A 25,113-nucleotide genomic window follows, 5' to 3' on the forward strand; every position below is an offset into this window, starting at 1 on the left:
AAAAATAAATGGTAGTGATGCGATTAATTTGTGAACAAAATAGTAAGTTGAAAATTAATCAAATGCAACAAGATATAGGCCGTCACCCTACACTTATGATAGCAAGCTTAATTTAAGCCGAATAATAAATACTGAGCGCAAGGCTTAGTCAAGATCAAGGAAAATTTGTTGGAGATCATTGAGAAACCGACGTCCTAAAGCCGTTGGTCGTATGCTTAGGTGATCTCGTTCTATCAAATGTTTTTGCTCTGCCAGTGCGAGTGCTTTTTCGATGGAATTGAGCTGGGTGCCGGTCCGCTCACTAAATTGATTAACAGCAAAACCTTGATTGAGTCTTAGCGCATTGAGCATAAATTCAAACCCCAGATCCTTACGCACTATCTCCTGCGACTCTTGGACCGCAGCCCCACGCAGACTCTCATCCATATAGCTTTTCGGTTGTTTATACCGCGCCTGCCGAATAATGCGATGTGGAAAGGAGAGTTTGGAATGCGCGCCAGCACCGATACCAAGATAATCACCAAAATTCCAGTAATTGAGATTGTGTCGCGATTCACGCCCTGGCTTGGCATAGGCAGACACTTCATAATTTGTATAACCCGCAGTTTCCATGCGCAGTTGTATCTCATCCTGCATTTCGGCACTCAGGTCGTCATCGGGTATCACCGGCGGGAACTTTGCGAAATAAGTATTTGGCTCCAGCGTCAGATGATAGAGCGATAGATGCGGTGGATCCAGGCTTATCGCCGTCTCCACATCGAGCACTGCTTCCGCCAGAGTCTGCCCTGGCAAAGCAAACATCAAATCAAGGTTGAAATTATCAAAATGTGCGTGGGCAATTTCTATCGCACGCAGTGCTTCATCTCCATTATGAATACGTCCCAAAGCATGCAAATGTTCAGAATTAAAGCTTTGTATTCCTACCGACAGACGATTGATCCCACTGGCACGATAAGCCTTAAATTTCTCGGTCTCAAAGGTGCCTGGATTGGCCTCCATCGTAACTTCAGCTGCGCTATCGATAGGCAGCAGAGTTCTGACGTCCGACATCAAACGATCTAAACCTGCCGCCGACATCAGACTAGGCGTGCCGCCACCAATGAAAATAGTGTAAATTTTACGTCCCCAGACTAAAGGCAGGGCGGCCTCTAAATCTGCACGCAAGGCTAACAAATAACGGTCCTCGTCAAAATGTGACTTCACGTCATGCGAATTAAAATCGCAATACGGGCATTTTTTAACGCACCACGGGAAATGTATATACAAGGACAAAGGGGGAAGCACAGTCAAATTAAGACTGCCTGGCCCCAGATAATGCTCGGCGACCTGTGCAGGAATCGCAGAAAGGGTCAGGCTGCCGCTCCTCAGGCTAGCGACTGGTTTAATCGGTATCATTTTAATTTTTCAAGCAAGGCGCGTAATGCCTGGCCTCGATGAGATAGACTATTTTTCTCGGCAGGAGTTAATTCGGCAACCGTTTTACCCAAGGAGGGTATCAAGAAATGTGGATCATAGCCAAAACCAAATTCTCCACGCGCTTCTGCCAGAATCTCACCTTGCCAAATACCATCAGCAATCACCGGCTGCGGATCAAATTCTGAGCGTACGTAGACCAAAACACAGTAGTAATAAGCAGACTTGTCTGCATGTTGCGCCAGTTGGCTGATCAAGTGATGATTGTTTGCTTTATCAGATTTTGGTTCGCCAGCAAAGCGCGCCGAACGTACGCCGGGCGCACCGGATAAGGCATTCACACATAATCCCGAATCATCTGCCAACGCAGGCAAACCTGTGGCAGCCGCCGCATGCCGCGCTTTTAACAAGGCATTTTCAACAAAAGTAATGTGCGGTTCATCTGCCTCGCTAACACCAAACTCGCCTTGCGCATGCAAACTAATACCAATAGGGGCAAGAATCTGAAAAAACTCCTTGAGCTTGCCCTGATTATTTGAAGCCAATACGATCTTGCGTGTCATGATAAAGGCAAACCCAGAACCTGTTTTTGCAAAGCGATCAAGTCCGAGATCCCTTCCCCCGCCAAGTCAAGCAAGGCATTGAGCGTCACGCGATCAAAAGCAGCACCTTCTGCAGTCCCCTGTACTTCAATGAAGTCGCCAGCCTCAGTCATGACCACATTCATATCAGTGTCACAGCCTGAATCCTCCAGATAATCCAAATCAAGAACCGGCACTCCCTGATAGACGCCAACTGAAATGGCGGCAACAAAATGTTTAAGCGGGATATGGCTAATCACGCCACGTTCAAGTAATTTGGAAAAAGCATCATACGCGGCCACCATAGCGCCAGTTATCGCAGCGGTACGAGTACCGCCATCGGCCTGAATGACATCGCAATCGATATGCAAGGTGCGCTCGCCAAAACAATCCAGATCAAACGCGGCACGCAAAGAGCGACCAATAAGGCGTTGAATTTCCTGGGTGCGACCAGACTGCTTGCCTTTGGCAGATTCTCGGTCCATACGAGTATGCGTGGAGCGCGGTAGCATGCCGTATTCGGCGGTCATCCAACCTTTGCCTTTACCCTTTAAAAAACCGGGGACTTTGTCTTCGATACTAGCAGTACAGATCACACGGGTATCACCAAATTCGATCAGGACTGATCCCTCTGCATGCTTAGTAAAATGACGATTGATGACAACCGGACGTAATGCGTCCGGCGTGCGCCCGCTAGGGCGAAAAGTTTGAGGCATAAGTTTAATTCTTTGTAGTAATACGGGATGATTTATGAATTGCGTTACGGATTTCAGCAATGGCTTTTTCTATCTCAGCATCGTTGAAAATATCAACTTCAGCCGCTTCCATATCATCCGCCGAAGTGGCCTGGATCGTGGTCGTCATAGACCCCACTGGCAGTGTGTTGGTTGAAATAATTGAGGCGTCATCGAGATTGCCATTACCTTCCCACATCATCGCCAGAGCCGTCACATTATCGCTTTGTTTTCCTGCGATATCGGTGGCCGAGTGGATCAATTCAGGAATGGCACGTACTATCGTGTGCTCGCTTAATCGCTGTGCCAAAACGTGATCTGGCAAGACCGACCAAAGGCCGTCGGAACATAATAGTATCAAATCACCAGCTTGCAAGGCGGCCCGCCGGGACAACTCAACGATAGGCGCATTCGGCGCGCCCAGGCAATTAAACAACTTATTTCGATCGGGATGGGTGTGACGCTCAGAAGGATCAACCTTGCCTTGCGCGATCAATGTCTCGAGCCGCGAGTGGTCCTTGGTGCGCAACAAAATTTGCCCATTGCGCATCCAATACAAGCGTGAGTCGCCGCAGTGCGCCCAATAGGCATGACCGTTTTGAATTAAACATGCAACGATGGTAGTGCGAGGCGTTTCTGGTAGATTATTCTCGGTACGATAACGATGAATTTCGTTATGTGCTGCCAGAAAACTGTCCTCGAGAAATCGTTCAGGTCGCACTATCATGGGATGCGCATGTTGCTGAAACAAATTCCCTATGGTTTGCATGGCCACTGTCGCTGCCACCTCGCCAAGAATGTGCCCCCCCATACCATCAGCCAATAACAGCAAAATAGTGTCACGGGTAAAGCTGTAGCCCATACGGTCTTGATTGACCTTACGGCCCCCGATATTGCTCGCTTGATAGACAGAAAATCGCATGAAATTATTTTATTAAATTACTACGCTTAGATTAAAAAATATAGGAACATGAACGCGCCTTTACATCTGCGAACTGTCGTGTATGGTAGTGTCATCCCTACTATTTCCGGCACCACGTCCAAACTGAAACATGGAAGAAATCTTGTGTTTTGTTTTCTCCATGAGCGTAAGTTCTTTTTTCGGCACGGAGACCGCTGACAAAGCTTTTTGCAAAGCAAACACGCTTTGCGGCCTGTCTAATGGATCAATCTTCAGGCACATACGCACGACATCAATTAACTCAGGCGAGTATAAGCCTTCTAATTTACGATAGTGGTTTTCCATTTTATCCATAGTCTTGCGTTGATCCGCAGGCTGTGGCGGAGCTCCGACCATACAGGCGAAAATTGACGCCCCTATGCTATAGATATCGGTCCAAGGTCCTAAATTTCCATTCTTGGAATACAGCTCGGGAGCAGCAAAGCCAGGAGTATACATAGGATACAGTTTAGGCAAATCTGTTTTCAGAGTTTGACGTGCCGCACCGAAATCAAGCAAAATTGGCGTGCCATCAAGCCGCAGATAAATATTTGCAGGCTTCAAGTCTAAATGCAGTAACTTATTGGTATGTACTTCGCGCAAGCCGTTCATCACCAAATTAAACATGCGTCGGATAAAACGCTCGGAAACCAAAGGTTTTTCACCCTTGTCGCGGCGACGCAGTATATGTTCTTGCAAAGAGCGACCAGACTCGTAAGCCATCACCATGTAGACGGTTTCATTAGCACGAAAGAAATTAAGAACGCTCACTACATTCGGATGGGCGATTCTTGCAAGAGCCCGCCCTTCCTCAAAAAAACATTTCAAGCCTATGCGATAGACCGGTAAGTTTTCTGAAGAAATTGATGGCACCAATTCGCCCTGCTGACGTAACGCCAGAGAGCTAGGTAAATATTCCTTGATCGCGACCGCATTGCCATCTTCATCTGAAGCGAGATAAACAATACTAAACCCGCCAGAGGCAATTTTCTTTACAATACGATATCCAGCGATTTCCAAGCCATCTGGCAAGGGGGCATTATTTTGTGCGGCCATATCTTCCTATATCCATCAAATTTATGAGGATTGTGTTGATTATTCTTGTTTTTGTAAAGTCTCGCTAAGACCAATCCTAACCAAAACCGGGGTTTATTCCATTATTTCGTTAAATTACAAATAATTCCCCCTATCGTAACAGCATACCAAGGAAAACAATTGAGCATTTACAGTATGACTGGTTATGCAACCAGCACAAAAGAGAACGATGCGGGAACGATTACTATAGAAATCAAGAGCGTCAATTCACGCTTTCTCGACCTGCAATTCCGGATTAACGACGATTTCCGTTCCGTTGAACCCTTATTTAGAGAAGCGATTGCACGCAGGCTGCAACGTGGAAAAGTAGAGTGTCGCTTCAGTTTCGGAAAAAACATCAATACTGCGGCAGGTAAAGCGCTTAATACCTTGGTGATCAATCAAATTGCCGATTTTCAGTCAACCATCAACGCCCGCTTCCCCGACGCCGCGCCTCTAAGCAGTTACGAAATTTTACGCTGGCCAGGCTTAATCGAGGAAGCAGAAGTCAATGTCGACACGCTGCAGGCGACCATTGCGTCTACCATAGAGTCGACGTTGGAAGCATTTATTCTCAGTCGGGAGCGCGAAGGTTCTGCATTGGAATTGGCCCTACTTAGTCGTGTCGACGGCATGGAAAAAATTGTTGAACGCATTACCCCTCTAATGCCAAAAGTAGTGCAACAATTTCAACAAAAAGCTACGAGCCGGCTCGAAGAAGCACTGGGCTTAGCCTTAAACAACGCTCCGTCCAATGCTGCGCAGACAGTTACCCGCGACGAAGCACTGGACCGTATACGTCAAGAAGTCACCATGTATGGGATACGTATCGACGTCACCGAAGAGTTAGCGCGACTTTCAGCACATTTAACGGAAACCAGACACATACTGAAAACCGGTGGACAAGTCGGGAAAAGACTGGATTTTATGATGCAAGAACTCAACCGCGAAGCCAATACTCTCGGTGCAAAAGCGGCCATTAAAGAATTAGCCGATGCCTCCATGGAACTAAAGTTACTCATAGAACAAATGCGTGAGCAAGTTCAGAATCTTGAATAAGCCGCAATCTTTCTCTATACTGCCGCCAGTATATTTTTACACCGCACGTCCAGACTGCGTAATTGGGGTGTTTTATTGGGATACTCCCCCCTTTTTAATTAGTACGACGTCCACCTTTTTTTACCGGAGGCCATTATGCAAACAAACACACCCACAGCCGGCAGCCTATTTTTAGTTGCAGCCCCTTCGGGCGCCGGCAAATCGACTCTGGTCAACGCCCTGCTCCAGCAAGAGCCGGCGATCAAGCTTTCTATCTCTTTTACCACCAGAGACCCGCGTCCGGGCGAAGTGAATGGTCGTGAATATCATTTCACCTCGGTCGAAAATTTTTTAGAACGCCGGGCCAACGGAGAATTTTTGGAATCAGCTGAAGTGCATGGCAATTACTATGGCACTTCCAGAATTTTAATTGAACAACAAATGGCCGCTGGCACGGACATCTTGCTAGAAATCGACTGGCAAGGCTCGCAACAGGTTAAAAAGCGTTTCCCCGGAGCCGTTGGTATTTTCATATTACCACCATCCATTGCAGCCTTGGAAGACCGGCTAAAAAAACGCGGACAAGACGAACCGAACGTCATTACCAGACGAATTTTAGCTGCGGGAGGCGAAATCGCGCACGCGTCTGAGTTCGAATATGTTATTATCAACCAAGAATTTGCGCTTGCATTGTCAGAATTAAATGCAATTGTTAAGGCCACCCGCTGCCGCTTCGCGCAGCAAGCGTCGCGCAATACAGCGCTGTTTGCCCAACTGGGCATCCATGCCAACCCCATCATTTAAGGAGCCACTATGGCACGTATCACAATTGAAGATGCTCTGAAAAACATCCCTAATCGCTTTCAACTGACTTTATGCGCAACATATCGTGCTCGCCAGTTGTTGCAAGGCCATACACCAAAAATCGAATCTAAAGATAAACCGACTGTCGTTGCCTTGCGTGAAATCGCTGAAGGCAAAGTTGGTATCGAGATGCTGAAAAAAGTGCCGTTTTAAGCTATTTAGCATCACGATCGTGAATCGGCTTGGGATTAGACAGAATGAATCTTACAGACAACTCTTCCTCTATTCCGGCCGCTTCTGATAAATCGGTAGCGCATCTCCTCACGTCCAGAAAAAAAGTACCCGCTACAAGCCACACTGCCGTTGATACATCTTCACGGCCTGCTGTGACAGGTTCAGCCTCCATTACCGAACTCACCAAGCAACTTTCCGAATACCTCAGTGCTGCCGACTTAAAACTAGTCAAGGAAGCTTATCGCTTTTCTGATGAGATGCATCTTGGTCAAGTACGCAGATCTGGCGAACCTTACATTTCTCATCCTATCGCAGTCGCAGAAATATGCGCCGAATGGAAGCTCGATGTGCAAGCCATCATGGCAGCTCTCTTACATGACGTCATGGAAGATCAGGATGTCAAAAAAGAAGAGTTGATCGAGCGTTTTGGCGCGCCAGTGGCAGCGCTGGTAGACGGATTGTCGAAACTTGAAAAAATTGAATTTCAAAGCCAGATAGAAGCACAGGCTGAAAATTTCAGAAAAATGCTACTGGCGATGGCACGCGATGTGCGTGTAATTCTCGTTAAACTGGCTGACCGCTTGCACAATATGCGCACCCTAGGTGTGATGTCTGCAGAAAAACAAAGGCGCATCTCCCGCGAAACAATGGAAGTTTATGTGCCCATTGCACACCGCTTGGGCCTGAATAATATTTATCGAGAATTGCAAGACTTAGCGTTTGCCCACATTTACCCTATGCGCTACAGAACCTTGGCCAAAGCGGTAAAAGCAGCACGTGGCAATCGGCGCGAAGTAGTAAATAAGATCATGGATGCGGTCAAAGCCGCTTTGAGTAGTGCTGGTTTAACTGCCGAAGTGTACGGCAGAGAAAAAACGCTCTACGGTATTTATCGAAAAATGGCCGACAAACGCCTGAGCTTTTCGCAAGTTCTGGACGTGTATGGTTTTCGTGTCGTTGTTAGCAGTTTCCCCAATAGTTACTTTGCCCTTGGCACTCTGCATGCGCTGTATAAGCCCATGCCAGGCAAATTCAAAGATTACATCGCTATTCCAAAGAGCAATGGCTATCAGTCACTGCATACCACCTTAATTGGCCCTTATGGCACGCCGGTGGAGTTTCAGATACGCACCCAAGACATGCATCATGTGGCCGAATCGGGCGTGGCGGCGCACTGGCTGTATAAGAACGAAGATGATAGCTTAACGGATTTACAACAACGCACACATGCATGGCTACAGTCCTTGCTCGATATTCAGAAGCAAACCGGAGATTCTGCGGAGTTTTTAGAACACGTAAAAATTGATCTGTTCCCCGATTCGGTCTACGTCTTTACGCCAAAATCAAAAATTATCGCTTTACCTCGTGGCGCCACCGCGCTCGACTTTGCCTACAATATTCACACAGATATCGGTGATCAGGCGATCGCCACACGGATCAACAACGATCCGGTGCCTTTGCGTTCCGAGTTGAAAAATGGCGATATTATTGAGATCATTACGTCTCCCAATTCACATCCAACACCAAATTGGCTAACCTACGTCCGAACTGGAAAGGCGCGCTCGGCGATACGCCATTATTTGCGTACGATTAGCCTTAACGAATCGACCGAATTGGGCAAGCAATTATTGGCGCAAGCCTTAATGGCGGTGCATCTCAATCCGGAGCTACCGGCTTCGCTAGTCGACAAACTTCTCAACGAATCCAGTGCCATGTCACTGGAAGAAATCCATACCGACATAGGAATTGGTAAGCGCATGGCAGCACTCGTGGCGCGTCACATCCTTGATTTGGTAGAAGACGACTCCCCTTCTATCCCGTTCCAGGAGTTTGAAGGTGAAAAATCAAGCAAACCTGAACCTGTCATTATTTACGGCAGCGAAGGTGTTTCGGTACAACTAGCCACCTGCTGCTTACCGATACCTGGCGACGGTATCGTCGGCCAACTCAAGCGCGATCAAGGCTTGGTTGTGCACACTGATTATTGCGAAAATGCCAAACGCTTGCGCGTTAAAGAACCAGATCGCTGGATCGATGTTAATTGGGGCGACGATTTAAATCGCCGCTTTGATTGTCGCATCACCGCAATGACGAATAATGAACGCGGAGCATTGGCTCGTATAGCCGCAGAAATTGGTGAGTCCGATGCCAACATTAGCCATGTCAGCATAGAAGACGGTCAAGCCAACGACATCACGAATATTCATTTTACGATACAGATAGAAGACCGTACCCACTTGGCGCGCCTAATGCGTAACGTCAAGCATCTCAGCGGTGTAAGTAAAATTTGGCGCGAACACGGTTAATTTGCGTCTAACTTTTATTGCGTTGACATACCAGCAAGCAGCATCGTACGTCAAAACGCCCAAACTCAATGACTCAAGCTTCGATGCATGCGGCGCAATCCCAGCCAAACGGCAACCGCGATCACAGGGATCAATAAGCCAGTCGCCAGATCAGGATTAATTTGCACTCCTATCGCCTTAAGCGCTTTACCTGCGTAACTAAATAGACCAGCGACGTAGTAAGTAATGGCCGCTACAGATAAACCCTCAACCGCTTGCTGGAGCCGCAATTGCTGCGCCGCACGAGCGTTCATTGATTGCAAAATCCGCCTGTTCTGCTGCTCTTGCACTATTCCTACGCGAGTACGCAATAAATCATTGGTATGTGCGATCCGATCCGCCAAAGTCACTTGACGCCGCAAAATTGCCTCACAGGTATTCATCGCCGGCGCCAACCGCCTATCCATAAATTCTTCAATGGTAGGAATTCCCTCAATTCTGCATTCCCGCAACTCTTCAATTCTCGATTGAACCAAACTAAAATAGGCCTTAGAAGCAGAAAAACGGTAACTATTTTCTGTAGAAAGTCTTTCGGTTCGCGCTGCCAGATCGATGATTTTACGTAGCAGCACCTGTTCAGGATCCGCTTCATCACTGGCCGGCATCTGATCGATCGTCTGCGCGCTCATCGTCATATCCGCTGTCAATTTGACCAATTCATCCTCGATCACAGAAAGAACAGGAGCGGATTTTTGAGCGTACGGCAAACCTAATAAGGCCATCATCCTATACGTTTCGATCTCAAGTAAGCGCTGAACAATGCGCCCCGCTTGCTGATCCAGGAAATCGAGATCTTTGACAATAAAACGGCTAAACCCATCTGGATGAATCAGAAAATCTGTCCAAATTTCACCACGTTGCAAGACACCGCTACCAACTAAGACGCTACCGGGAAACGTTGCGCTGATGTCATCAATCTGATTTGCTTGATTGCCGTTCGCTGGGATTAACACCACATGGGCGGCCACCATGATAGTTCCCTTCAAATCGAGCAACCACTGCTGTGGTAGATGCTTTACGGGAACCCGTAGAAAGGCCTCGCTCGCACCATGCTCAGTAACATCCTCCCCATTTTCATTCTCGACAAAAGTAAAAGTCGCAAATTCTGTGTGGCATTCCCATTTCAGGCGAAAACGGCCGAAGTCGTGGAAAAAATATTTGGCATCACCAGAAGGACTCGCCACCCCGAAATAGCCACAGAATGCGCCCAGGATTTGCAACTGTGTTCCAAGATTATCCTGCCCGCTATTGCCGTCAGCTTTGGAATACACTGCCAGATGGGTGATCGCCTCGGGAGCGCGCAGACGCAATGAAGGACGGGAATGAATTTCTGCAGCAAGCGGTATACGTAAAGGGTGATTTAATTGCGAATAAACGAGGCTCATAATTTTCCGAAAATTTAATGCAAATTCAACTGGGCTGAGGCGAAATAATTAGGCGGGATAGCTCACATTAAGTATCGTCAACTCATCCATACCTAGAGGCGTATGTAGGCTGACGGCATCACCAATTCTTGCTTTGGTGAGTGCACGAGCGACCGGTGATACCCAGCTGATTTTTCCGCGCAAAGGGTCAAATTCATCGACGCCGACAATGGTCACGGTAACTTCCTCACCCAAATGATTCTCGTAGACCACGGTAGCACCGAAAAATATTTGATCCGAGCCATGATGGACGCGCGGATCGACTACTTCCGCAATATCCAGACGTTTGCTAAGGAAGCGCAGACGTCTATCAATCTCTCGCAGACGGCGTTTCCCATAAATATAATCGCCATTCTCAGAACGATCGCCATTCGATGCTGCCCAAGAGACGATGCTGACCACTTCTGGCCTGTCCACATCGATCAGGCGCAAAAACTCAGTCTTCATTGCCTGATGTCCTTCAGGCGTCATGTAATTTTTTGCCCCGGCAGGAATTTCTGGCGTAGCGTTCGCTTGCTCGTCGTCTTCAGACTGCTCAGTTTCTTTTATAAATGCTTTATTCATCAGCTCATTGTAGCGGACTACAGCATTTTTTTTGTTATCTACACACCACAAGTGCAAATCCCTTATAAAATAGCAACTCACCTACCTTAGCGACCCCTATCGCATCAGACCTTAGGCATATGCATGACTGACAATGCAGCAATCAAAGTAATTATCGCCGATGAACACCCAGTGGTACTGGAAGGCTTAAAGAAAATTCTCGCGAGCACGCATGACATCAGCGTTGTCGGCGAGACGAACTCAGGACTGGAAGCGATTAGGCTGTCGCGCCAAATCGCGCACCAGGTTCTTATCTTGGAAATCTCTTTGGCAGATAAAAGTGGGATAGAAGTACTCAAACAAATAAAAAGCGAATTACCTCAAACTGCAGTCATTGTTTTTTCTGCGCACAAAGAAGACCAGTTCGCCGTACGCATGCATAAAGCGGGCGCGTCCGGTTATCTGCACAAACTTAGCGGCGCAAATGAAATCATCAGTGCGATTCGACAGGTAGCGGCTGGCTTAAAATATATTAGCCCGGCACTGGCACAAGAATTAGCGAATAATCTGACCCAAGAGTATGAGGGTGAACTACACAAGACTTTATCCGATCGTGAATTCCAAACACTGAGAATGATCGCCTCAGGAAAATCCGTCAGCGATATTGCCAAGGAACTGTCCTTGTCGGTAAAAACCATCAGCGAGTACCGATCCAGAATTTTACTCAAGATGAAATTACGTCATAATGCAGAATTAACCCACTACGCAATCAAGCGCCAATTAGTCGAGTAATCTGGGTATAGCAGCAAGAAATACTCACATTCATTAAGCCTAAATCGCATCCATAACAGACGGGAAGCCTGCCATGTCAAAGAAGCCAAGTGATACCTCGTTTAAGACGCCGACCGACATCGCCAGAGAAACTTTCCGCCGCTTGGCCATAGAACGTATTGCTCCAACGCCGGAAGCCTATCGCAAGTTATACACGGAAATTTCCGGCGTTCCGGCCGAACCGGAATCTATCAGCGAAATAACCGCCGTAGCCTTAGCCCCGACCGAGGCAGAAAAATTACTTAACGGTTTTGCGCAGAATTTACAGCAATCCCAAGGCGAGTTGGCCAATTTTGGGCATCGTTTTAGTCGCGCCATCAAGAGTGGCGACTGGGAAGATTACAGCAAAGGATTGAACCAACTTGCCGAAAAAGTGAATGTAAAGCCGCTCAGCGCAGCGATTAGCTTAGTCGACCCTTTGCCAGTCGCTGCTCCGAGAATCTCTTTGGTCGACGACGTCAATACTGCCGATCAACGTCCACAGATACTGAAGGATCTGTTGTTTCGGACCCTGAGTTTAGCCCTCACCTCGCTCCTAAAACCAAATCCAGAATTGGCAGAAGAAGCCGAAGCACTTGGAAGCGCCGTCAAAGCGGCAGAGAACGAAGGCAGCCTGAATCAAATCAGTAATCGTTTAAAGCAACTGTGCTTTCAGATTGAACTCAAAAGTGGCGATACCGCCGAACAACAAGAACTCTTGCTACGTCTATTTGGATTATTGCTAGAAAACGTCAGAGAACTACTCGACGATGACAATTGGTTGCGCGGTCAAATTGAAGTAATACAGAACCTCATCTCGGGCCCTATTGATCATAGGGCGCTGCAAGAAGCAACGCGTAGCCTAAAGGACGTCATCTATAAGCAAGGTGTGTTAAAACACAGCATTGATGAATCCAAGACCTCGGTCAAGAATATGATGGCGACCTTTATCGACAGGCTCGACGTGATGACCAATAGCACTAGCACCTATCACGAGAAAATCGCCAAATACTCCAAGCAAATTAGCAACACCCGGGATACTGGGGAAGTCAATCAATTAATCGGTGCCATCTTAGACGAGACACAGACAGTGCAAATTGAAACCATGCGCTCGCATGACATCATGGTAGCGGCACAAAAAGAAGTCAAAGAATCGGAAGTAAGAATCAAGGAACTCGAAGACAAACTGGCCCACATGAGCGAACTGGTCAGAGAAGACCAACTTACTGGCAGCCTAAACCGACGTGGACTGGACGACGTCTTCGAACGAGAAGCGGACCGCGCCGACCGCCGTGGCACACCGCTATGCGCAGCCATGCTCGATCTGGATAATTTCAAAAAGCTCAATGACACCTATGGCCACTCGGCTGGGGATGAGGCCTTGGTGCACTTGGTGCGCATCGTCAAGCAGACACTGCGCTCTATCGACGTGATCGCCCGCTACGGCGGCGAGGAATTTTTAATCGTAATGCCAGAAACCACGCTGGACGAAGCTGCAATGGCAATGACAAGAGTGCAACGTGAACTCACTACCCATTTTTTCTCAGCCAACGATCAACGCCTGTTTATTACCTTTAGCGCAGGAGTCGCCTTACGCGCGCCAAGAGAAACCCAAGATGCCACTATCAAACGCGCTGATGCCGCCATGTACGAAGCCAAAAAGACCGGTAAAAACCGTGTAGTTAAAGCTGCCTGACCCGTTTTTTTGCAACATACTCCGGCGCGCATATCCCATGCGCCTTTCAAGGCATATTTGGCCTGCGAGGCGCATGGGATATGCGTGATAGAGCATGGGAACTTCTAAAAATCCTTTAATCGTGCGGTTCGCAACGTTGCCAATCCTCGCAATACCGCCGTATTGCTCCGGTTAGCTCCTTGCACAGCATCCCAATTAACAGTTTTTTTGAAGCCCGCTCCAGCCCAAACGCAAAACGAGGATAAAAATAGCCATGCAATGAGCCCTAAATCCACTTCCGCAATCGCAGCTAATCGGTTTTTGGGGTGAAAATCAGCTAAAAATAAAGCTTTTTTAGCCCTAAAGTATTTTCAATTCTTGTCGATGAACGGTATAAGAGAAAAAACTTAAGGCAAAAAAAACATATTTATTTCCGTTAAGTAATTAAATATTTCAGAACAACGTCCGTTACCAAATTCAACGGCGGTCCGAAAGTCAAAGTAAGACAGACCAAAGTTTAAGGCGAATCGCCAAATTTGAATAACTTAGTCAAGGAGTATTAAAATGTCCTCAGTAATCAATACCAATGTCCCGTCGCTCAATGCTCAGCGCAATCTTACTTCATCGCAAAATGCCCTGACGACGTCGATTCAACGCCTCTCTTCCGGTCTGCGCATCAATAGCGCCAAAGACGACGCAGCAGGTTTGGCGATTTCTGACCGGATGACAGGTCAAGTCAACGGTCTCAATCAAGCAGCACGTAATGCTAACGACGGTATCTCAATGACGCAAACCGCTGAAGGCGGCTTGTCGACGACCACTGATTTGTTGCAACGTATGCGTACTTTGTCAGTACAGGCTGCCAACGGTACTAACTCAGCGTCGGATCGCTCTTCGATACAACAAGAGGTTAGCCAGATCCAGCAAGAGATCAACCGCGTTGCCGGCACGACTCAGTTTAACGGCCAAAATGTACTCGATGGTTCGTTGAATAATGCGCAATTCCAGGTTGGAGCCAACGCTAATCAAACAATCAATTTCTCCATAGGAAGTGCTCAAGCGAACGCGATCGGCAACAACAACGTTGGCGCCAACGCAGCAACCGCCGCAACAACATTAACTCAAGCGCATCTGGGTGCCGCTACTGGAGTAATTGCCGCCAACGTCTTTTTAGCTCAAGCAATTACTGTTCAAGGTAATGGTACATCTGCAACCATTCCAAATACGACTTTAACAATTGGTTCATCGGCACAAAAAGTTGCAGCAGCAGTCACAAGTGCAGCAGGAACTACGGGTGTTTCGGCCACGGCAACTACTTCGGCAACGCTCGCTGGCTTTGTAGCAGGTAACGTTAGTTTGACGTTACAAGGGGCTCCAAAAGCCAATGGTAACGCTAATCCAGTCACAATTTCTGCCTCGTTAGCAACTTCGACTGACGTTGCCGGGCTCGCCAATGCAATTAATGCACAAAGCGGACAAACAGGAATTACCGCGATCGCTAACCTCACCACTGGCGCAATTGACTTAGCACAAGATAAGGGTTACGACATTGGCGTCAACAACTTAACTGCGCAAACTGCCATTACTGTAACAGGTACCACTAGTGCAGGCGCAGCCGGTACTGCGGTAACTTTAACAGCCTCAGGAACTGCAACCGATACGGCAACGGTTGGCGGCACAGTTAAATTTAATTCATCGTCCGCTTTTACGGTGTCAAGTAGTGTGGCAACTTCAGGCATCTTCGACGTTGCCAATGGCGCTGTTGGCAGTACGTTGAGCGCGGTCTCAGCTATCGATGTGACCACCCTCACAAATGGCATTCCGACTGGCGCCAACAGTGCACTACAAGTAATTGACTCGGCACTCGCCAATATCAGTTCCTCGCGCGCTTCTTTGGGTGCTTTGCAAAATCGTTTCAGTACTACTATCAGTAGCTTGCAATCAAGTTCTGAGAATCTTAGCGCTGCGCGTAGTCGTATCTTGGACACCGATTATGCACAAGAAACAGCAAGTTTAGCTCGTAACCAAGTATTGCAACAAGCTGGTACTGCGATGTTGGCACAGGCTAACGCCTTACCAAATGGCGTATTGACACTGTTACGTGGTTAATACCTTAAACAGCAGTGAAAAGCAGTAAGATGTAACTTAGATGTAGATGTACGACCCGGCTGAGCTCGTTCAGCCGGGTTTATACAATGGAGAATTCATCATGGAAATCGGAGCAGTGGGCAACCTTGCCACACCAATACCACGGGCGGTTGATGCTAAGCAGCCGGGCACGACACCTGCAATAACAAACACCAAAGCTGCCCCCGTGCAAACCACGGACGCAGTGACTAGAGTGCTGCCTGCGCCATCGGCAGAACAAGTTAAGCAGGCTGTGAGCGACATTAATAAATCGATGCAGGCATTGTCCCAAGGTATAGAGTTTTCTATTGATACTGATAGTAAGCAAAATATCGTCAAGATCATCGATCCACAAACCAAAGAAGTCATTCGTCAGATGCCTAGCAAGGAAGCGATAGAGATCGCCAAATCACTAGATCAAATGATAGGTAAGTTAATCAAAGAAAAAGTATAAATTTATTATCTGTATGAGATCGATGACAAGCTTTGAATAGACCCGGTATTCCGCTTCTAACATCTCATTTGGCATCTGCTATACACATTTATACTACGGTTTTCGTCAGGAGTTTACTGTGGGCATTTCATCACCCGGCATAGGTTCTAATTTAGATGTCAACGGTATCATCAGTAAACTGATGGCGACCGAACAGCAACCTATCGTGGCTCTAAATCGCAAAGAAGCCAGCTATCAAGCTAAGCTCACCGGTTTTGGTACACTCAAAGGTGCAATTTCACAATTCCAAACTTCCGTCAGTGCCCTTTCTGACATCAGCAAATTTCAAGCCGTACGCGGTACAACGGGCGATGCAAGCGTCGCTTCGGTGAGCGCATCCACCTCGGCCGCTGCAGGCAGTTACTCGTTAGAAGTGAGTAAATTAGCCCAGTCACAAAAACTCGCTGCGGTCGGACAAGCTAGCGCAACTGCAGCCATAAGCAACGGCGTCATCACGTTTGATTTCGGCACAGTAGACTTAGGTCCTACAGGCAGTTTCGATCCAGTTACAGGTAAATACAGCGGTGCGGGAAGAAGCTTCACTAGTAATGGCGCGGGCATCAAAACAGTGACGATTGACGACACAAATAATTCTCTCTCAGGCATACGCGATGCCATCAACAAAGCCAATGTTGGAGTGACTGCGACCATTGTTAACGATGGCGGCACTTCGCCATATCGCCTAGCTTTTTCAGGGACCGGCACTGGTAAAAATAATAGTTTAAAGATGTCCGTGGTTGACGATGCTCCTGGCACCAGCACTGCGCTATCAAGCTTGCTGAATCACGACCCAGCCAACGCGCAAGCGCTAGCAGAAACCCAGACTGCTCAAAATGCTGAGTTTAAGATTGACGGCATTGCAATATCTAAAGCGAACAATACTGTCAGCGACGCCATTTCTGGTGTCACCCTCACCTTGCTCAAAACAAATGTAGCAAGCGCTACAAGCATTACGGTAGCGCGGGACACCGCATCGGTTTCTACCGCCGTAAATGCGTTCGTGAAATCCTACAACGACATAAATAAAACGCTTAAAGATGCGGTTGCGTATAACGCAGATACGAAAGCCAGTGCAATTTTAAATGGTGAATCGGTCTTACGCTCGATAGAAACACAAATTCACGGAGTTTTAAACGCGCCCGTGGTAGGTGGTACAAATTCATTCACGAATCTTTCCAAAATAGGTATTACGCTGGAAAAAGACGGAACAATGACGATCAATAGCGCGAAATTACAGAGCGCGATTGATAGTAATTTTGGCGATTTTGCGGGGCTTTTTGCCGTAGCGGGTAAAACCAGCGATACTTTAGTTGCCTATACTGGCGTATCGGATAAAACAGTACCAGGCGCTTATGCTGTTAACATATCGTCACTTGCCACCAAGGGCAGCACGACCGCTTCTGCAGCGCCAACTAGTTTGGTGATTGATGCTAGCAATGATACGCTTGACGTACAAATCGACGGCAAAACTGCCACTATCAAACTGGGGCAGACAACTTATGCGAGTGCCGCTACTTTGGCTGCTGAAATTCAAACCAAAATCAATGGCGTAGCGAGTTTCAAGACAGATGGCGCTAGTGTAACGGTCACTGAAACAGGCGGGATATTAAATATTACATCTAACAAATACGGCTCCGTTTCGACTGCGAACATTACGGCCGGCAATGGAGCTGCAAATTTAAATCTTGGAACTGGCACTGCTGGTTCAGATGTTGCGGGCACCATTAATGGCGTCGCTGCGGTTGGACTTGGTCAAGTTCTTACTGGTGCAAAAAACGACGCATCAGAAGGCATTAATCTTACGGTTACTGGCGGCAGTTTGGGCGCGCGCGGCACTGTTAACTACTCACAAGGTTACGCAGCCCAATTTAACAAACTAACAACCAGCTTACTCGCTTCGGATGGACTCATTTCTGCAAGAACAAATGGCCTAAATGCATCATTGAAATCACTTACAAAAAGTAGGGATTTGGCTAACGCCAACTTGGCTCAAATTGAAAAACGCTACAGAATTCAATTTGGGTCTTTGGATACAATGATCAGCAAAATGACTAGTACCTCCAATTTCCTAACCCAGCAACTGGCTTCACTTTCAAAATAACAGTTCGTTAAAATATTTATCAGTGTTAGGGCAAATTATGTTTGGATCAACTCAGGCTCGCGGAGCAAACGCCTATGCCAAAGTGGGTATAGAGACGGGTGTCATTGCAGCCACCCCTCATAAGTTGATAGTCATGTTATTTGATGGTGCAATTACGGCGATTTCTAATGCCTTAAATTATTTAGATGCTGGAAATATTCCTGCGAAGGGGCTTTCCATCTCAAAAGCAATAGCAATCATAGAGAATGGGCTGCGCGCCAGTCTAGACAAAAAAGTGGGCGGAGAAATAGCCATTAGTCTTGATGCGCTGTATGAGTACATGAGCCAGCAGTTGCTGTTTGCCAATTTGAAGAATGACTCGGCTAAACTAATAGAAATCCGCGAGCTATTAAGAGATTTAAAGATAACTTGGGACACGATCGCTCCCATCCCCACCGCAGTCACCGAGCTACCAAAGCAAAGCTATGACGCATTGGCTCCTCGTACAACCAACCATCTGGAGGCTTGATTCATGTTGAATAGTATGGAAATGATTTCTATCTACGAAAATGTCGCTGAAATTACTGATCGCATGCTCGATGCGGCGAAGTCGGCCGATTGGGATCTGCTCACCGAATTGGAAATGACTTGCTATACAAAAGTACAAGAGATCAAAAACAAAGATACCGAACTTGATCTACCTTTAGACATCAAGAATAGAAAAATTGCGATCATCAAAAAAATTCTAGCCGATGACAAAGAGATTCGCAACATTACTGAACCTTGGATGTTACAGCTATCTAAACTAATGAAAAATTCCGAGTCAAATCGCAAATTATCTCAAAGTTACGGTGCCAATTAATTTTTTGAATATTCGCTTACGATTGAGTCAATATCATGCTGCCACGGGTCGACATTAATAGTAGGCCTGGCATCACCATCGAAGCCCCCTCTGCCTCGGCTGCAATTACCGCGACCAAACAAGAAGTCGCGTCAAAATTAAGTCAGCTTGTCATTGGCAAACAAATTCAGGGAGAAATACTCTCTCGCCGAAACGATGGTACTTTTTTTGTCAAGATAGCTGGAGCAACCGCCCGCATGGCTTTACCGCAAGAGTCAAAAGTGGGGGACTCTATTCCACTCACTTTGCTTGCGCTTACCCCGCGCCCGACTTTCTTACTTGGTGAGCACGGTGATCGCACTTCAATCGCCACCTTCGCGAGACAAGATCTCGTTAACAATTTTTTACCCGACAGCAAAGCGGACAACGCATCGGCGCTTACCCCGAAAACGAATTTTGATGCATCAGGTTCATATCTACTCGATATAGAAACAGGCACAACAGCAGCAATCGCAGGTTCAAAAGTCGTACACTCAGATGATACGCAAACTCAAGCGCAACTTGGCGAAGACGCAGGCACTAGCACCCCAACCAGGCTAAGCAACGTTGGAAAACTCATTAATAGCATCTTAAAAGAAGCAGAGTTACAGGGATCTAACACCTCACTGGTATCTAAAACATTGACACTACAAAACAGTGACGATTTTACTAATCCAGAAAAACTGGCGAACCACTTGCGTCAAAGTGTATCTAGCAGTGGTTTATTTTACGAGTCCCATGTTGCAAGTTGGGCTGAAGGTAAATTTACCAAAAGTGACTTAATGCGGGAACCGCAAGCTCAAATGAACAATGCGGCATCCATCAATTTTGCAGCATCTACATTTAACGATGATACCCAAGCGCATTTGGCGCAACTCATACACCTACAACTTGACAGCCTTGAAGAGCAAAAACTGGCAATGCAAGGCAGACTACTCCCAAACCTTCCATTTGAATGGGAGATTACACGCGATAAAAAAAATGGCGACAACAGTCAAGGAGAGACCGACACAGATGTTCAATGGCAAAGCACAGTAAGGTTTGAATTGCCTTTGCTAGGTGTGGTTGCGGCCAATATCAATTTGAACGCTGGCCAAATACAGCTTTCCTTGCGATCAAACACAGTCAACACGGTTCATTCTCTACAGGAGCACGCTTCTGATTTGATTGAGACACTCAATCAACTTGGCACATCCTTACAAGCCATCAGCGTAAAACATGATGAACAAGCCTAATCCAACAAATCGTACTGCAGTCGCAATTGCCTATCAAACAGGAGACAATGCCCCTAAAGTCGTAGCAAAAGGCAAAGGACTTATCGCAGAAGAGATCATTGCCCGGGCAAAGGAGCATGGTGTCTTTATCCATCAATCGAAGGAGTTGGTGTCGCTACTAATGAAAGTGGATTTGGACCAGGATATTCCACCAAATCTTTATCGCGTTGTTGCAGAACTATTAGCTTGGCTATACCATATCGAGACTGAGAAATCGTCAGGTTTGTCGACAATAGCCCAAAAACCTTAGAAGGCGGAGGACTGTATTACGAAAAACCAGTCGCATTTTTAACGCGAACCCAAAAAAATAAAGATTCATTCACACTAGCCCCCCACATATGCAATCGTCCCCCCCATCACTCGGCACCGAAAATCAGCATCCATTTCAAGTTGATTCCAGGCGAGAAATAATCGCCTTGATGCGTGGACTCAAGGATAATAATCAGTTCATAAGCATGATGATCTCAGACGGTGCAGAAATTTTCATCACTACTGTAATCGACGTCGACGACACAAATAATTCTCTTATTATAGATTGTGCACCAGGCCAATTAGCCAATCAACGAATGATAGAAGCACCAAGAGTTTATTTTGAAGGACTATTAGATAAAATTAGCATACAGTTTTCATCAAGCAGTATACAAAATACAAGTGTCGACGGTCGTCCTGCCTTGAAGTTGGCGATACCAACGAGTTTAATACGCTTACAGCGGCGCGAGTATTACAGGATTAACACCCCACTTTCTAATCCGATACGTTGCGTTATTCCTTTAGACGAAGAAACAGGCATTGAAAACGTGCAAATTTCATTGGTGGATATTAGTTGTGGAGGTATCGCCCTGTTAGACGACCGTAAAATGCTAGGCAATGAAATTGGTAAAATTTATCAAAACTGCAAAATAGATCTTCCCTCCACTGGCATCATCACGGTAGACTTACAAATTAGAAGTACTCAAGATTTAATACTTCTCAATGGGAAAAGCAATCGCCGCCTAGGATGTCAGTTTATCAACCTATCGAGTGGCGTATTGGCGAGCATTCAACGTTACATTATGAAGCTCGAGCGAGAGCGTAATGCAAAATTGGCTGGGCGCATATAGGCAACTTCATTCACATTGCATCAAGTGCTAGAAAACCCAGAATAGCTCCCACATTCAGAATGAAGACACTTTTGTCGTTCTCATGCATACGGGAATCAAGAAATAAAATAGTGGAAGCGCGCCGACAATATTGAGGTGCACGTGATGACCAAATTAAATTCCCACATGGGCGGGAATGACAAGGATTGAGATTCGGAGTTTGATAACGAATCAGGACAAAATCGCCATGACTTGCCCTGCCCTCTTTTACTCGGTCTCAAATTTTATATTTGCATATTCATAATGTCGTGATAGGCCGATATGAGTTTATTTCTAACTTGAATCGTTGTTTGAAACGAAATGTTTGCCTTTTGCATGGAAATCATCACGTCAGATAGACTGACCTTATCATCACCAAGAGCAAATTTCTCGCCTAGTTGCTGAGACGAACTTTGTGCACGATTCACCTGATCCAAAGACGCTTTCAAGGCATCTGCAAAATCTAATTTCCCTGGCGCCTGAGTACCTGAGCTGATGCCATCGAGCCCATTTGCCTCCATGCGTGCACCAGCAGCTTTTAATTGTGCAACCATCGCCTCTATCCGGCTGGTATCTATTCCACCTACTTTCATTTTTTACTCCTTTTTTGTCACTTAAACACCTTAACATTCCGCATCGAATACCTTACGGTGAGTAGAAAGGGAAAGAAGGCGTTTTTCTTGGATTTGATTTCAGAAAATAGCATCAAAATTAATATCAAGGAAAAAACCCAAATGGAATTAGAAATGCAGCGAACTATTCTCATCAACACTGTAAAAGAGGCGCATCATGGCAACCGCTAACGATGCAGCATTAGCCACACCAGTTCCAGTGATACCTGGCTTTGCAGGTTTATCTCAAGTGCCAGGGATGCGTACCATCTTATTATCAGTCGGTGCAGCAATAACATTAGCCATCATGATTGGCATTTGGATGTGGAGCCAGCAACCCGATTACCGCGTCCTATTTTCCAACTTTAATGATAGAGATGGTGGCGCCATCGTGGCATCTCTTCAGCAAATGAATATTCCTTACAAATATTCGGAAGGTGGCATAGCAATCCTGGTGCCAGCCAATCAAGTACATGATGCAAGATTAAAGCTCGCATCTCAGGGCTTACCAAAAGGTGGAAACGTCGGTTTTGAATTGATGGAGAATCAAAAGCTGGGTACATCACAATTTTTGGAACAAGTGAATTTTCAACGAGCGTTGGAGGGCGAACTGGCACGGTCAATACAGGCAGTATCCGCAGTCCAGACTGCCCGAGTTCATTTGGCTATCCCTAAATCATCAGTTTTCGTTCGAGAACAGCAAAAGCCAACCGCCTCGGTCTTACTCAACCTTTACCCAAGTCGAGTACTTGATCAACAACAAGTAAGCGCGATTTTGCATCTAGTTGCCAGCAGCGTGCCAGAATTGTCATCAAAAAGCGTGACTATTATTGATCAAAATGGAAATTTATTATCAGATCCAAGCAAGCAAGTTACAGGCAACAATCTGGATCCGTCACAATTAAAATATGTGCAGGAGTTCCAGCAAAACATAGTTAAAAGAATAGAATCTATCATCTCGCCTATAGTCGGTGCTCACAACGTGCATGCGGAAGCCACCGCGGATATTGATTTTTCTCGAAGTGAACAAGCAGCAGAAACTTATCGCCCCAATTCGCCACCTGAAGCTTTCACTATGCGCAGTCAACAGAATAGTGAATCGTTCGTCAAGAATGCCAATCCGTCGGGTATCCCCGGGGCACTATCAAACCAGCCACCAGTACCGGCGACAGCTCCAATTACAGCCTCAGGGGCAGCAAATCAAAGCAGTGCTGCATCTAACACAGGATTAACTCAGAAAGATTCAACAGTAAATTATGAAGTTGATAAAACTATCAAGTACACACAACTTCCTATGGGTGGAGTCAAGAGATTGTCAGTGGCAATAGTTATTAACTATAAAAATGAAACAGACAAGGCGGGGAAAATTACGAGCCGAGCCTTGACTGATATCGAAAAAACCCAGATCAATGACCTAGCCCGGGAAGCAATGGGATTTAACAAGGAGCGCGGCGACACCTTAAATATTGTCAACAGCCCTTTCGCAGGTCCAGAAAAAGAAAATTTGGTTGAGTTACCTATTTGGAAGCAACCAGACACCATTCAGACAGCCAAAGAAATAGGGAAATATCTACTTACTGCCTTAGTTCTCTTATACTTGTTTTTCGGTTACCTCAAGCCTATGCTTTATAAAATCATGGGAAAAGAAATAGACAAAACAAAACAGGCTACTGAGATAGAATTAAAAGCAGCAGCCGACGAAAAGCAAAAATTGGAGGGCGGCATTGAAGATGAGTTAAATGAGGATGGGTCCATCGTAAGCCTGTCACGCGATGCAGACGGAAAAATAATAAAACCTATGTCCACTTACGAAATCAATCTAGATATGGCAAAACAATTGGCGGCAAGCGATCCTAAGATTGTGGCAAACGTACTTAAAACATGGATAAATAATGAGTGACGAAGGCGTACAAAAGGCTGCAACCTTAATGCTGGCACTTGGCGAAGATGGAGCTTCGGAAGTGATGAAATACCTTGGACCAAGAGAAGTGCAAAAAATTGGTGCTGCAATGGCCGTTATCGGAGCTATTCCGCATGAGGCCATCGCAAAAGTATTGGAAGAATTTAAAGCGGTCGCGGACTTAAGTTCATCGGTAGGTTTGGACTCGGACGAATACATACGTAACGTGCTGACCAAGGCACTAGGTGACGACAAGGCAGCCTCATTGCTAAACCGCATATTGGGAGGAAAAGACGCCAGCGGAATCGAAAGCCTGAAGTGGATGGATTCGCCTTCCGTCGCCGAGCTAATCAAAAATGAGCACCCTCAAATTGTCGCCACAATTTTAGTCCATCTGGAAAGTGATCAGGCATGTGAAATATTAAATCAATTTACTGAACGCCTAAGAAATGATGTCATTTTACGCATAGCAACACTTGATGGCATTCAGCCGGCCGCTTTACGTGAACTCAATGATGTTTTGACCAAACTACTAACCGGTAATGAAAGTCTAAAGAAAAAATCTATAGGAGGCGTTCGTGCCGCCGCTGAAATATTAAACTTCATGAGTGGAGAAAACGAAGCTTCAGTAATGGAAAACCTACGTAAATATGACGGAGACATGGCTGAAAAAATCATGGATGAAATGTTCGTATTCGACAACATTCTTGAGATTGACGACAGAGGCATACAGCTATTGCTACGCGAAGTACAATCGGATTCCTTGATCGTTGCACTCAAAGGAGCCAATCCAGATATGCGAGAAAAAATATTTAAAAATATGTCGCAACGTGCAGCGGAAATGATGCGCGAAGATTTGGAATCAAAAGGACCCGTGCGCCTATCAGAGGTAGAGGCGCAACAAAAACAAATACTCTTAATCGTTCGGCGTCTAGCCGATGAGGGACAAATCATGTTAGGTGCAAAAGGCGAAGATTCTTATGTCTAGCATGATACCAAAAGGGGAACTATCTGC

General features: G+C 46.3%; 24 protein-coding genes. 16 read left to right on the forward strand and 8 right to left on the reverse strand.

Features of this window, described 5'->3' with window-relative positions; translation table 11 throughout:
* Window positions 1-144 precede the first annotated feature (144 nt).
* The 5 genes from hemW to ACO0K8_RS04525 are packed head-to-tail and all read right to left on the reverse strand — an operon-like array spanning window position 145 to window position 4,724.
* Complete coding sequence (gene hemW, locus ACO0K8_RS04505; RefSeq protein WP_422945418.1) at window positions 145-1,395, reverse strand: radical SAM family heme chaperone HemW; 1,251 nt, start codon at window positions 1,393-1,395, stop codon at window positions 145-147.
* On the reverse strand, window positions 1,392-1,976 hold the full coding sequence (gene rdgB / locus ACO0K8_RS04510) for an RdgB/HAM1 family non-canonical purine NTP pyrophosphatase (RefSeq protein ID WP_422945420.1): 585 nt from the start codon (window positions 1,974-1,976) through the stop codon (window positions 1,392-1,394). Before rdgB ends, hemW begins: the two co-directional genes overlap by 4 nt.
* Window positions 1,973-2,710, reverse strand: coding sequence for a ribonuclease PH (rph, locus tag ACO0K8_RS04515; protein WP_422945421.1), 738 nt, complete (start codon window positions 2,708-2,710; stop codon window positions 1,973-1,975). Before rph ends, rdgB begins: the two co-directional genes overlap by 4 nt.
* A gap of 4 nt (window positions 2,711-2,714) precedes the next feature.
* The gene (locus ACO0K8_RS04520; protein WP_422945422.1) at window positions 2,715-3,650 is read right to left on the reverse strand and encodes a PP2C family protein-serine/threonine phosphatase; all 936 of its coding nucleotides are present in this window, start codon (window positions 3,648-3,650) and stop codon (window positions 2,715-2,717) included.
* Between the two features lie 60 nt (window positions 3,651-3,710).
* Complete coding sequence (locus tag ACO0K8_RS04525) at window positions 3,711-4,724, reverse strand: serine/threonine protein kinase (protein WP_422945423.1); 1,014 nt, start codon at window positions 4,722-4,724, stop codon at window positions 3,711-3,713.
* A gap of 159 nt (window positions 4,725-4,883) precedes the next feature.
* On the opposite strand from ACO0K8_RS04525, the gene ACO0K8_RS04530 reads away from it, so the two are divergent.
* From ACO0K8_RS04530 to ACO0K8_RS04545, 4 genes are all read left to right on the forward strand, one after another.
* Window positions 4,884-5,801 (forward strand): YicC/YloC family endoribonuclease, encoded by a 918-nt coding sequence (locus ACO0K8_RS04530; RefSeq protein WP_422945424.1) that lies wholly within the window; start codon window positions 4,884-4,886, stop codon window positions 5,799-5,801.
* Between the two features lie 135 nt (window positions 5,802-5,936).
* A complete protein-coding gene (gmk, locus tag ACO0K8_RS04535; RefSeq protein ID WP_422945425.1) occupies window positions 5,937-6,584 on the forward strand; it encodes a guanylate kinase in 648 nt (215 codons plus the stop codon).
* Window positions 6,585-6,593: 9 nt separating this feature from the next.
* Complete coding sequence (rpoZ, locus tag ACO0K8_RS04540) at window positions 6,594-6,797, forward strand: DNA-directed RNA polymerase subunit omega (RefSeq protein WP_126129279.1); 204 nt, start codon at window positions 6,594-6,596, stop codon at window positions 6,795-6,797.
* 44 nt (window positions 6,798-6,841) lie between these two features.
* Entirely contained in the window at window positions 6,842-9,124 is a 2,283-nt protein-coding gene (locus ACO0K8_RS04545) for a RelA/SpoT family protein (RefSeq protein ID WP_422945426.1), read from the forward strand.
* Window positions 9,125-9,189: 65 nt separating this feature from the next.
* Here the strand turns inward: ACO0K8_RS04545 and ACO0K8_RS04550 are convergent, their stop codons facing one another.
* Both ACO0K8_RS04550 and greB read right to left on the reverse strand, forming a co-directional pair.
* On the reverse strand, window positions 9,190-10,548 hold the full coding sequence (locus ACO0K8_RS04550; RefSeq protein ID WP_422945427.1) for a DUF3422 family protein: 1,359 nt from the start codon (window positions 10,546-10,548) through the stop codon (window positions 9,190-9,192).
* Window positions 10,549-10,596: 48 nt separating this feature from the next.
* Window positions 10,597-11,151, reverse strand: coding sequence for a transcription elongation factor GreB (gene greB, locus ACO0K8_RS04555; RefSeq protein WP_422945428.1), 555 nt, complete (start codon window positions 11,149-11,151; stop codon window positions 10,597-10,599).
* Between the two features lie 123 nt (window positions 11,152-11,274).
* Here greB and ACO0K8_RS04560 point away from each other — a divergent pair, with 123 nt between their 5' ends.
* The 10 genes from ACO0K8_RS04560 (at window position 11,275) to ACO0K8_RS04605 (ending at window position 21,569) form a co-directional block, all read left to right on the forward strand.
* Window positions 11,275-11,922, forward strand: coding sequence for a response regulator (locus ACO0K8_RS04560; RefSeq protein ID WP_422945429.1), 648 nt, complete (start codon window positions 11,275-11,277; stop codon window positions 11,920-11,922).
* Between the two features lie 73 nt (window positions 11,923-11,995).
* Entirely contained in the window at window positions 11,996-13,636 is a 1,641-nt protein-coding gene (locus tag ACO0K8_RS04565; protein ID WP_422945430.1) for a GGDEF domain-containing protein, read from the forward strand.
* 543 nt (window positions 13,637-14,179) lie between these two features.
* Entirely contained in the window at window positions 14,180-15,724 is a 1,545-nt protein-coding gene (locus tag ACO0K8_RS04570) for a flagellin (protein WP_422945431.1), read from the forward strand.
* Between the two features lie 100 nt (window positions 15,725-15,824).
* The gene (locus tag ACO0K8_RS04575; protein WP_422945432.1) at window positions 15,825-16,196 is read left to right on the forward strand and encodes a flagellar protein FlaG; all 372 of its coding nucleotides are present in this window, start codon (window positions 15,825-15,827) and stop codon (window positions 16,194-16,196) included.
* A gap of 118 nt (window positions 16,197-16,314) precedes the next feature.
* Window positions 16,315-18,336: a flagellar filament capping protein FliD gene (gene fliD / locus ACO0K8_RS04580; RefSeq protein WP_422945433.1), complete on the forward strand. Its 2,022-nt coding sequence runs from the start codon at window positions 16,315-16,317 to the stop codon at window positions 18,334-18,336.
* 37 nt (window positions 18,337-18,373) lie between these two features.
* The gene (gene fliS, locus ACO0K8_RS04585; RefSeq protein ID WP_422945434.1) at window positions 18,374-18,844 is read left to right on the forward strand and encodes a flagellar export chaperone FliS; all 471 of its coding nucleotides are present in this window, start codon (window positions 18,374-18,376) and stop codon (window positions 18,842-18,844) included.
* A gap of 3 nt (window positions 18,845-18,847) precedes the next feature.
* Window positions 18,848-19,177 (forward strand): flagellar protein FliT, encoded by a 330-nt coding sequence (locus tag ACO0K8_RS04590; protein ID WP_422945435.1) that lies wholly within the window; start codon window positions 18,848-18,850, stop codon window positions 19,175-19,177.
* A 35-nt stretch (window positions 19,178-19,212) separates the two neighbouring features.
* A complete protein-coding gene (locus tag ACO0K8_RS04595; protein ID WP_422945436.1) occupies window positions 19,213-20,430 on the forward strand; it encodes a flagellar hook-length control protein FliK in 1,218 nt (405 codons plus the stop codon).
* On the forward strand, window positions 20,417-20,719 hold the full coding sequence (locus ACO0K8_RS04600; protein ID WP_422945857.1) for an EscU/YscU/HrcU family type III secretion system export apparatus switch protein: 303 nt from the start codon (window positions 20,417-20,419) through the stop codon (window positions 20,717-20,719). Before ACO0K8_RS04595 ends, ACO0K8_RS04600 begins: the two co-directional genes overlap by 14 nt.
* An 88-nt stretch (window positions 20,720-20,807) precedes the next feature.
* Window positions 20,808-21,569 (forward strand): flagellar brake protein, encoded by a 762-nt coding sequence (locus tag ACO0K8_RS04605; protein WP_422945437.1) that lies wholly within the window; start codon window positions 20,808-20,810, stop codon window positions 21,567-21,569.
* 263 nt (window positions 21,570-21,832) lie between these two features.
* Here ACO0K8_RS04605 and fliE read toward each other — a convergent pair whose 3' ends face one another.
* Entirely contained in the window at window positions 21,833-22,180 is a 348-nt protein-coding gene (gene fliE / locus ACO0K8_RS04610) for a flagellar hook-basal body complex protein FliE (RefSeq protein ID WP_422945438.1), read from the reverse strand.
* 196 nt (window positions 22,181-22,376) lie between these two features.
* Here fliE and fliF point away from each other — a divergent pair, with 196 nt between their 5' ends.
* Window positions 22,377-24,098 (forward strand): flagellar basal-body MS-ring/collar protein FliF, encoded by a 1,722-nt coding sequence (fliF, locus tag ACO0K8_RS04615; protein WP_422945439.1) that lies wholly within the window; start codon window positions 22,377-22,379, stop codon window positions 24,096-24,098.
* Entirely contained in the window at window positions 24,091-25,086 is a 996-nt protein-coding gene (fliG, locus tag ACO0K8_RS04620) for a flagellar motor switch protein FliG (protein WP_422945440.1), read from the forward strand. The genes fliF and fliG overlap by 8 nt, the downstream gene beginning before the upstream one ends.
* The last annotated feature ends 27 nt before the right edge of the window (window positions 25,087-25,113 follow it).

Origin of the sequence: Undibacterium sp. Ren11W (assembly GCF_049340485.1) — a bacterium.
In the GTDB taxonomy this organism is placed as follows: Bacteria; Pseudomonadota; Gammaproteobacteria; order Burkholderiales; family Burkholderiaceae_D; genus Undibacterium.

Bases quoted from the DNA above. Each gene is read 5' to 3' on its own strand.
- fliF (WP_422945439.1), top strand. From the start codon at position 22,377: ATGGCAACCGCTAACGATGCAGCATTAGCCACACCAGTTCCAGTGATA.
- gmk (WP_422945425.1), top strand. From the start codon at position 5,937: ATGCAAACAAACACACCCACAGCCGGCAGCCTATTTTTAGTTGCAGCC.
- ACO0K8_RS04575 (WP_422945432.1), top strand. From the start codon at position 15,825: ATGGAAATCGGAGCAGTGGGCAACCTTGCCACACCAATACCACGGGCG.
- ACO0K8_RS04600 (WP_422945857.1), top strand. From the start codon at position 20,417: ATGAACAAGCCTAATCCAACAAATCGTACTGCAGTCGCAATTGCCTAT.
- ACO0K8_RS04570 (WP_422945431.1), top strand. From the start codon at position 14,180: ATGTCCTCAGTAATCAATACCAATGTCCCGTCGCTCAATGCTCAGCGC.
- rpoZ (WP_126129279.1), top strand. From the start codon at position 6,594: ATGGCACGTATCACAATTGAAGATGCTCTGAAAAACATCCCTAATCGC.
- rph (WP_422945421.1), bottom strand. From the start codon at position 2,710: ATGCCTCAAACTTTTCGCCCTAGCGGGCGCACGCCGGACGCATTACGT.
- ACO0K8_RS04520 (WP_422945422.1), bottom strand. From the start codon at position 3,650: ATGCGATTTTCTGTCTATCAAGCGAGCAATATCGGGGGCCGTAAGGTC.
- ACO0K8_RS04560 (WP_422945429.1), top strand. From the start codon at position 11,275: ATGACTGACAATGCAGCAATCAAAGTAATTATCGCCGATGAACACCCA.
- rdgB (WP_422945420.1), bottom strand. From the start codon at position 1,976: ATGACACGCAAGATCGTATTGGCTTCAAATAATCAGGGCAAGCTCAAG.
- fliE (WP_422945438.1), bottom strand. From the start codon at position 22,180: ATGAAAGTAGGTGGAATAGATACCAGCCGGATAGAGGCGATGGTTGCA.
- greB (WP_422945428.1), bottom strand. From the start codon at position 11,151: ATGAATAAAGCATTTATAAAAGAAACTGAGCAGTCTGAAGACGACGAG.
- hemW (WP_422945418.1), bottom strand. From the start codon at position 1,395: ATGATACCGATTAAACCAGTCGCTAGCCTGAGGAGCGGCAGCCTGACC.
- ACO0K8_RS04550 (WP_422945427.1), bottom strand. From the start codon at position 10,548: ATGAGCCTCGTTTATTCGCAATTAAATCACCCTTTACGTATACCGCTT.
- fliG (WP_422945440.1), top strand. From the start codon at position 24,091: ATGAGTGACGAAGGCGTACAAAAGGCTGCAACCTTAATGCTGGCACTT.
- ACO0K8_RS04605 (WP_422945437.1), top strand. From the start codon at position 20,808: ATGCAATCGTCCCCCCCATCACTCGGCACCGAAAATCAGCATCCATTT.
- ACO0K8_RS04525 (WP_422945423.1), bottom strand. From the start codon at position 4,724: ATGGCCGCACAAAATAATGCCCCCTTGCCAGATGGCTTGGAAATCGCT.
- ACO0K8_RS04595 (WP_422945436.1), top strand. From the start codon at position 19,213: ATGCTGCCACGGGTCGACATTAATAGTAGGCCTGGCATCACCATCGAA.
- ACO0K8_RS04545 (WP_422945426.1), top strand. From the start codon at position 6,842: ATGAATCTTACAGACAACTCTTCCTCTATTCCGGCCGCTTCTGATAAA.
- fliS (WP_422945434.1), top strand. From the start codon at position 18,374: ATGTTTGGATCAACTCAGGCTCGCGGAGCAAACGCCTATGCCAAAGTG.
- ACO0K8_RS04565 (WP_422945430.1), top strand. From the start codon at position 11,996: ATGTCAAAGAAGCCAAGTGATACCTCGTTTAAGACGCCGACCGACATC.
- ACO0K8_RS04590 (WP_422945435.1), top strand. From the start codon at position 18,848: ATGTTGAATAGTATGGAAATGATTTCTATCTACGAAAATGTCGCTGAA.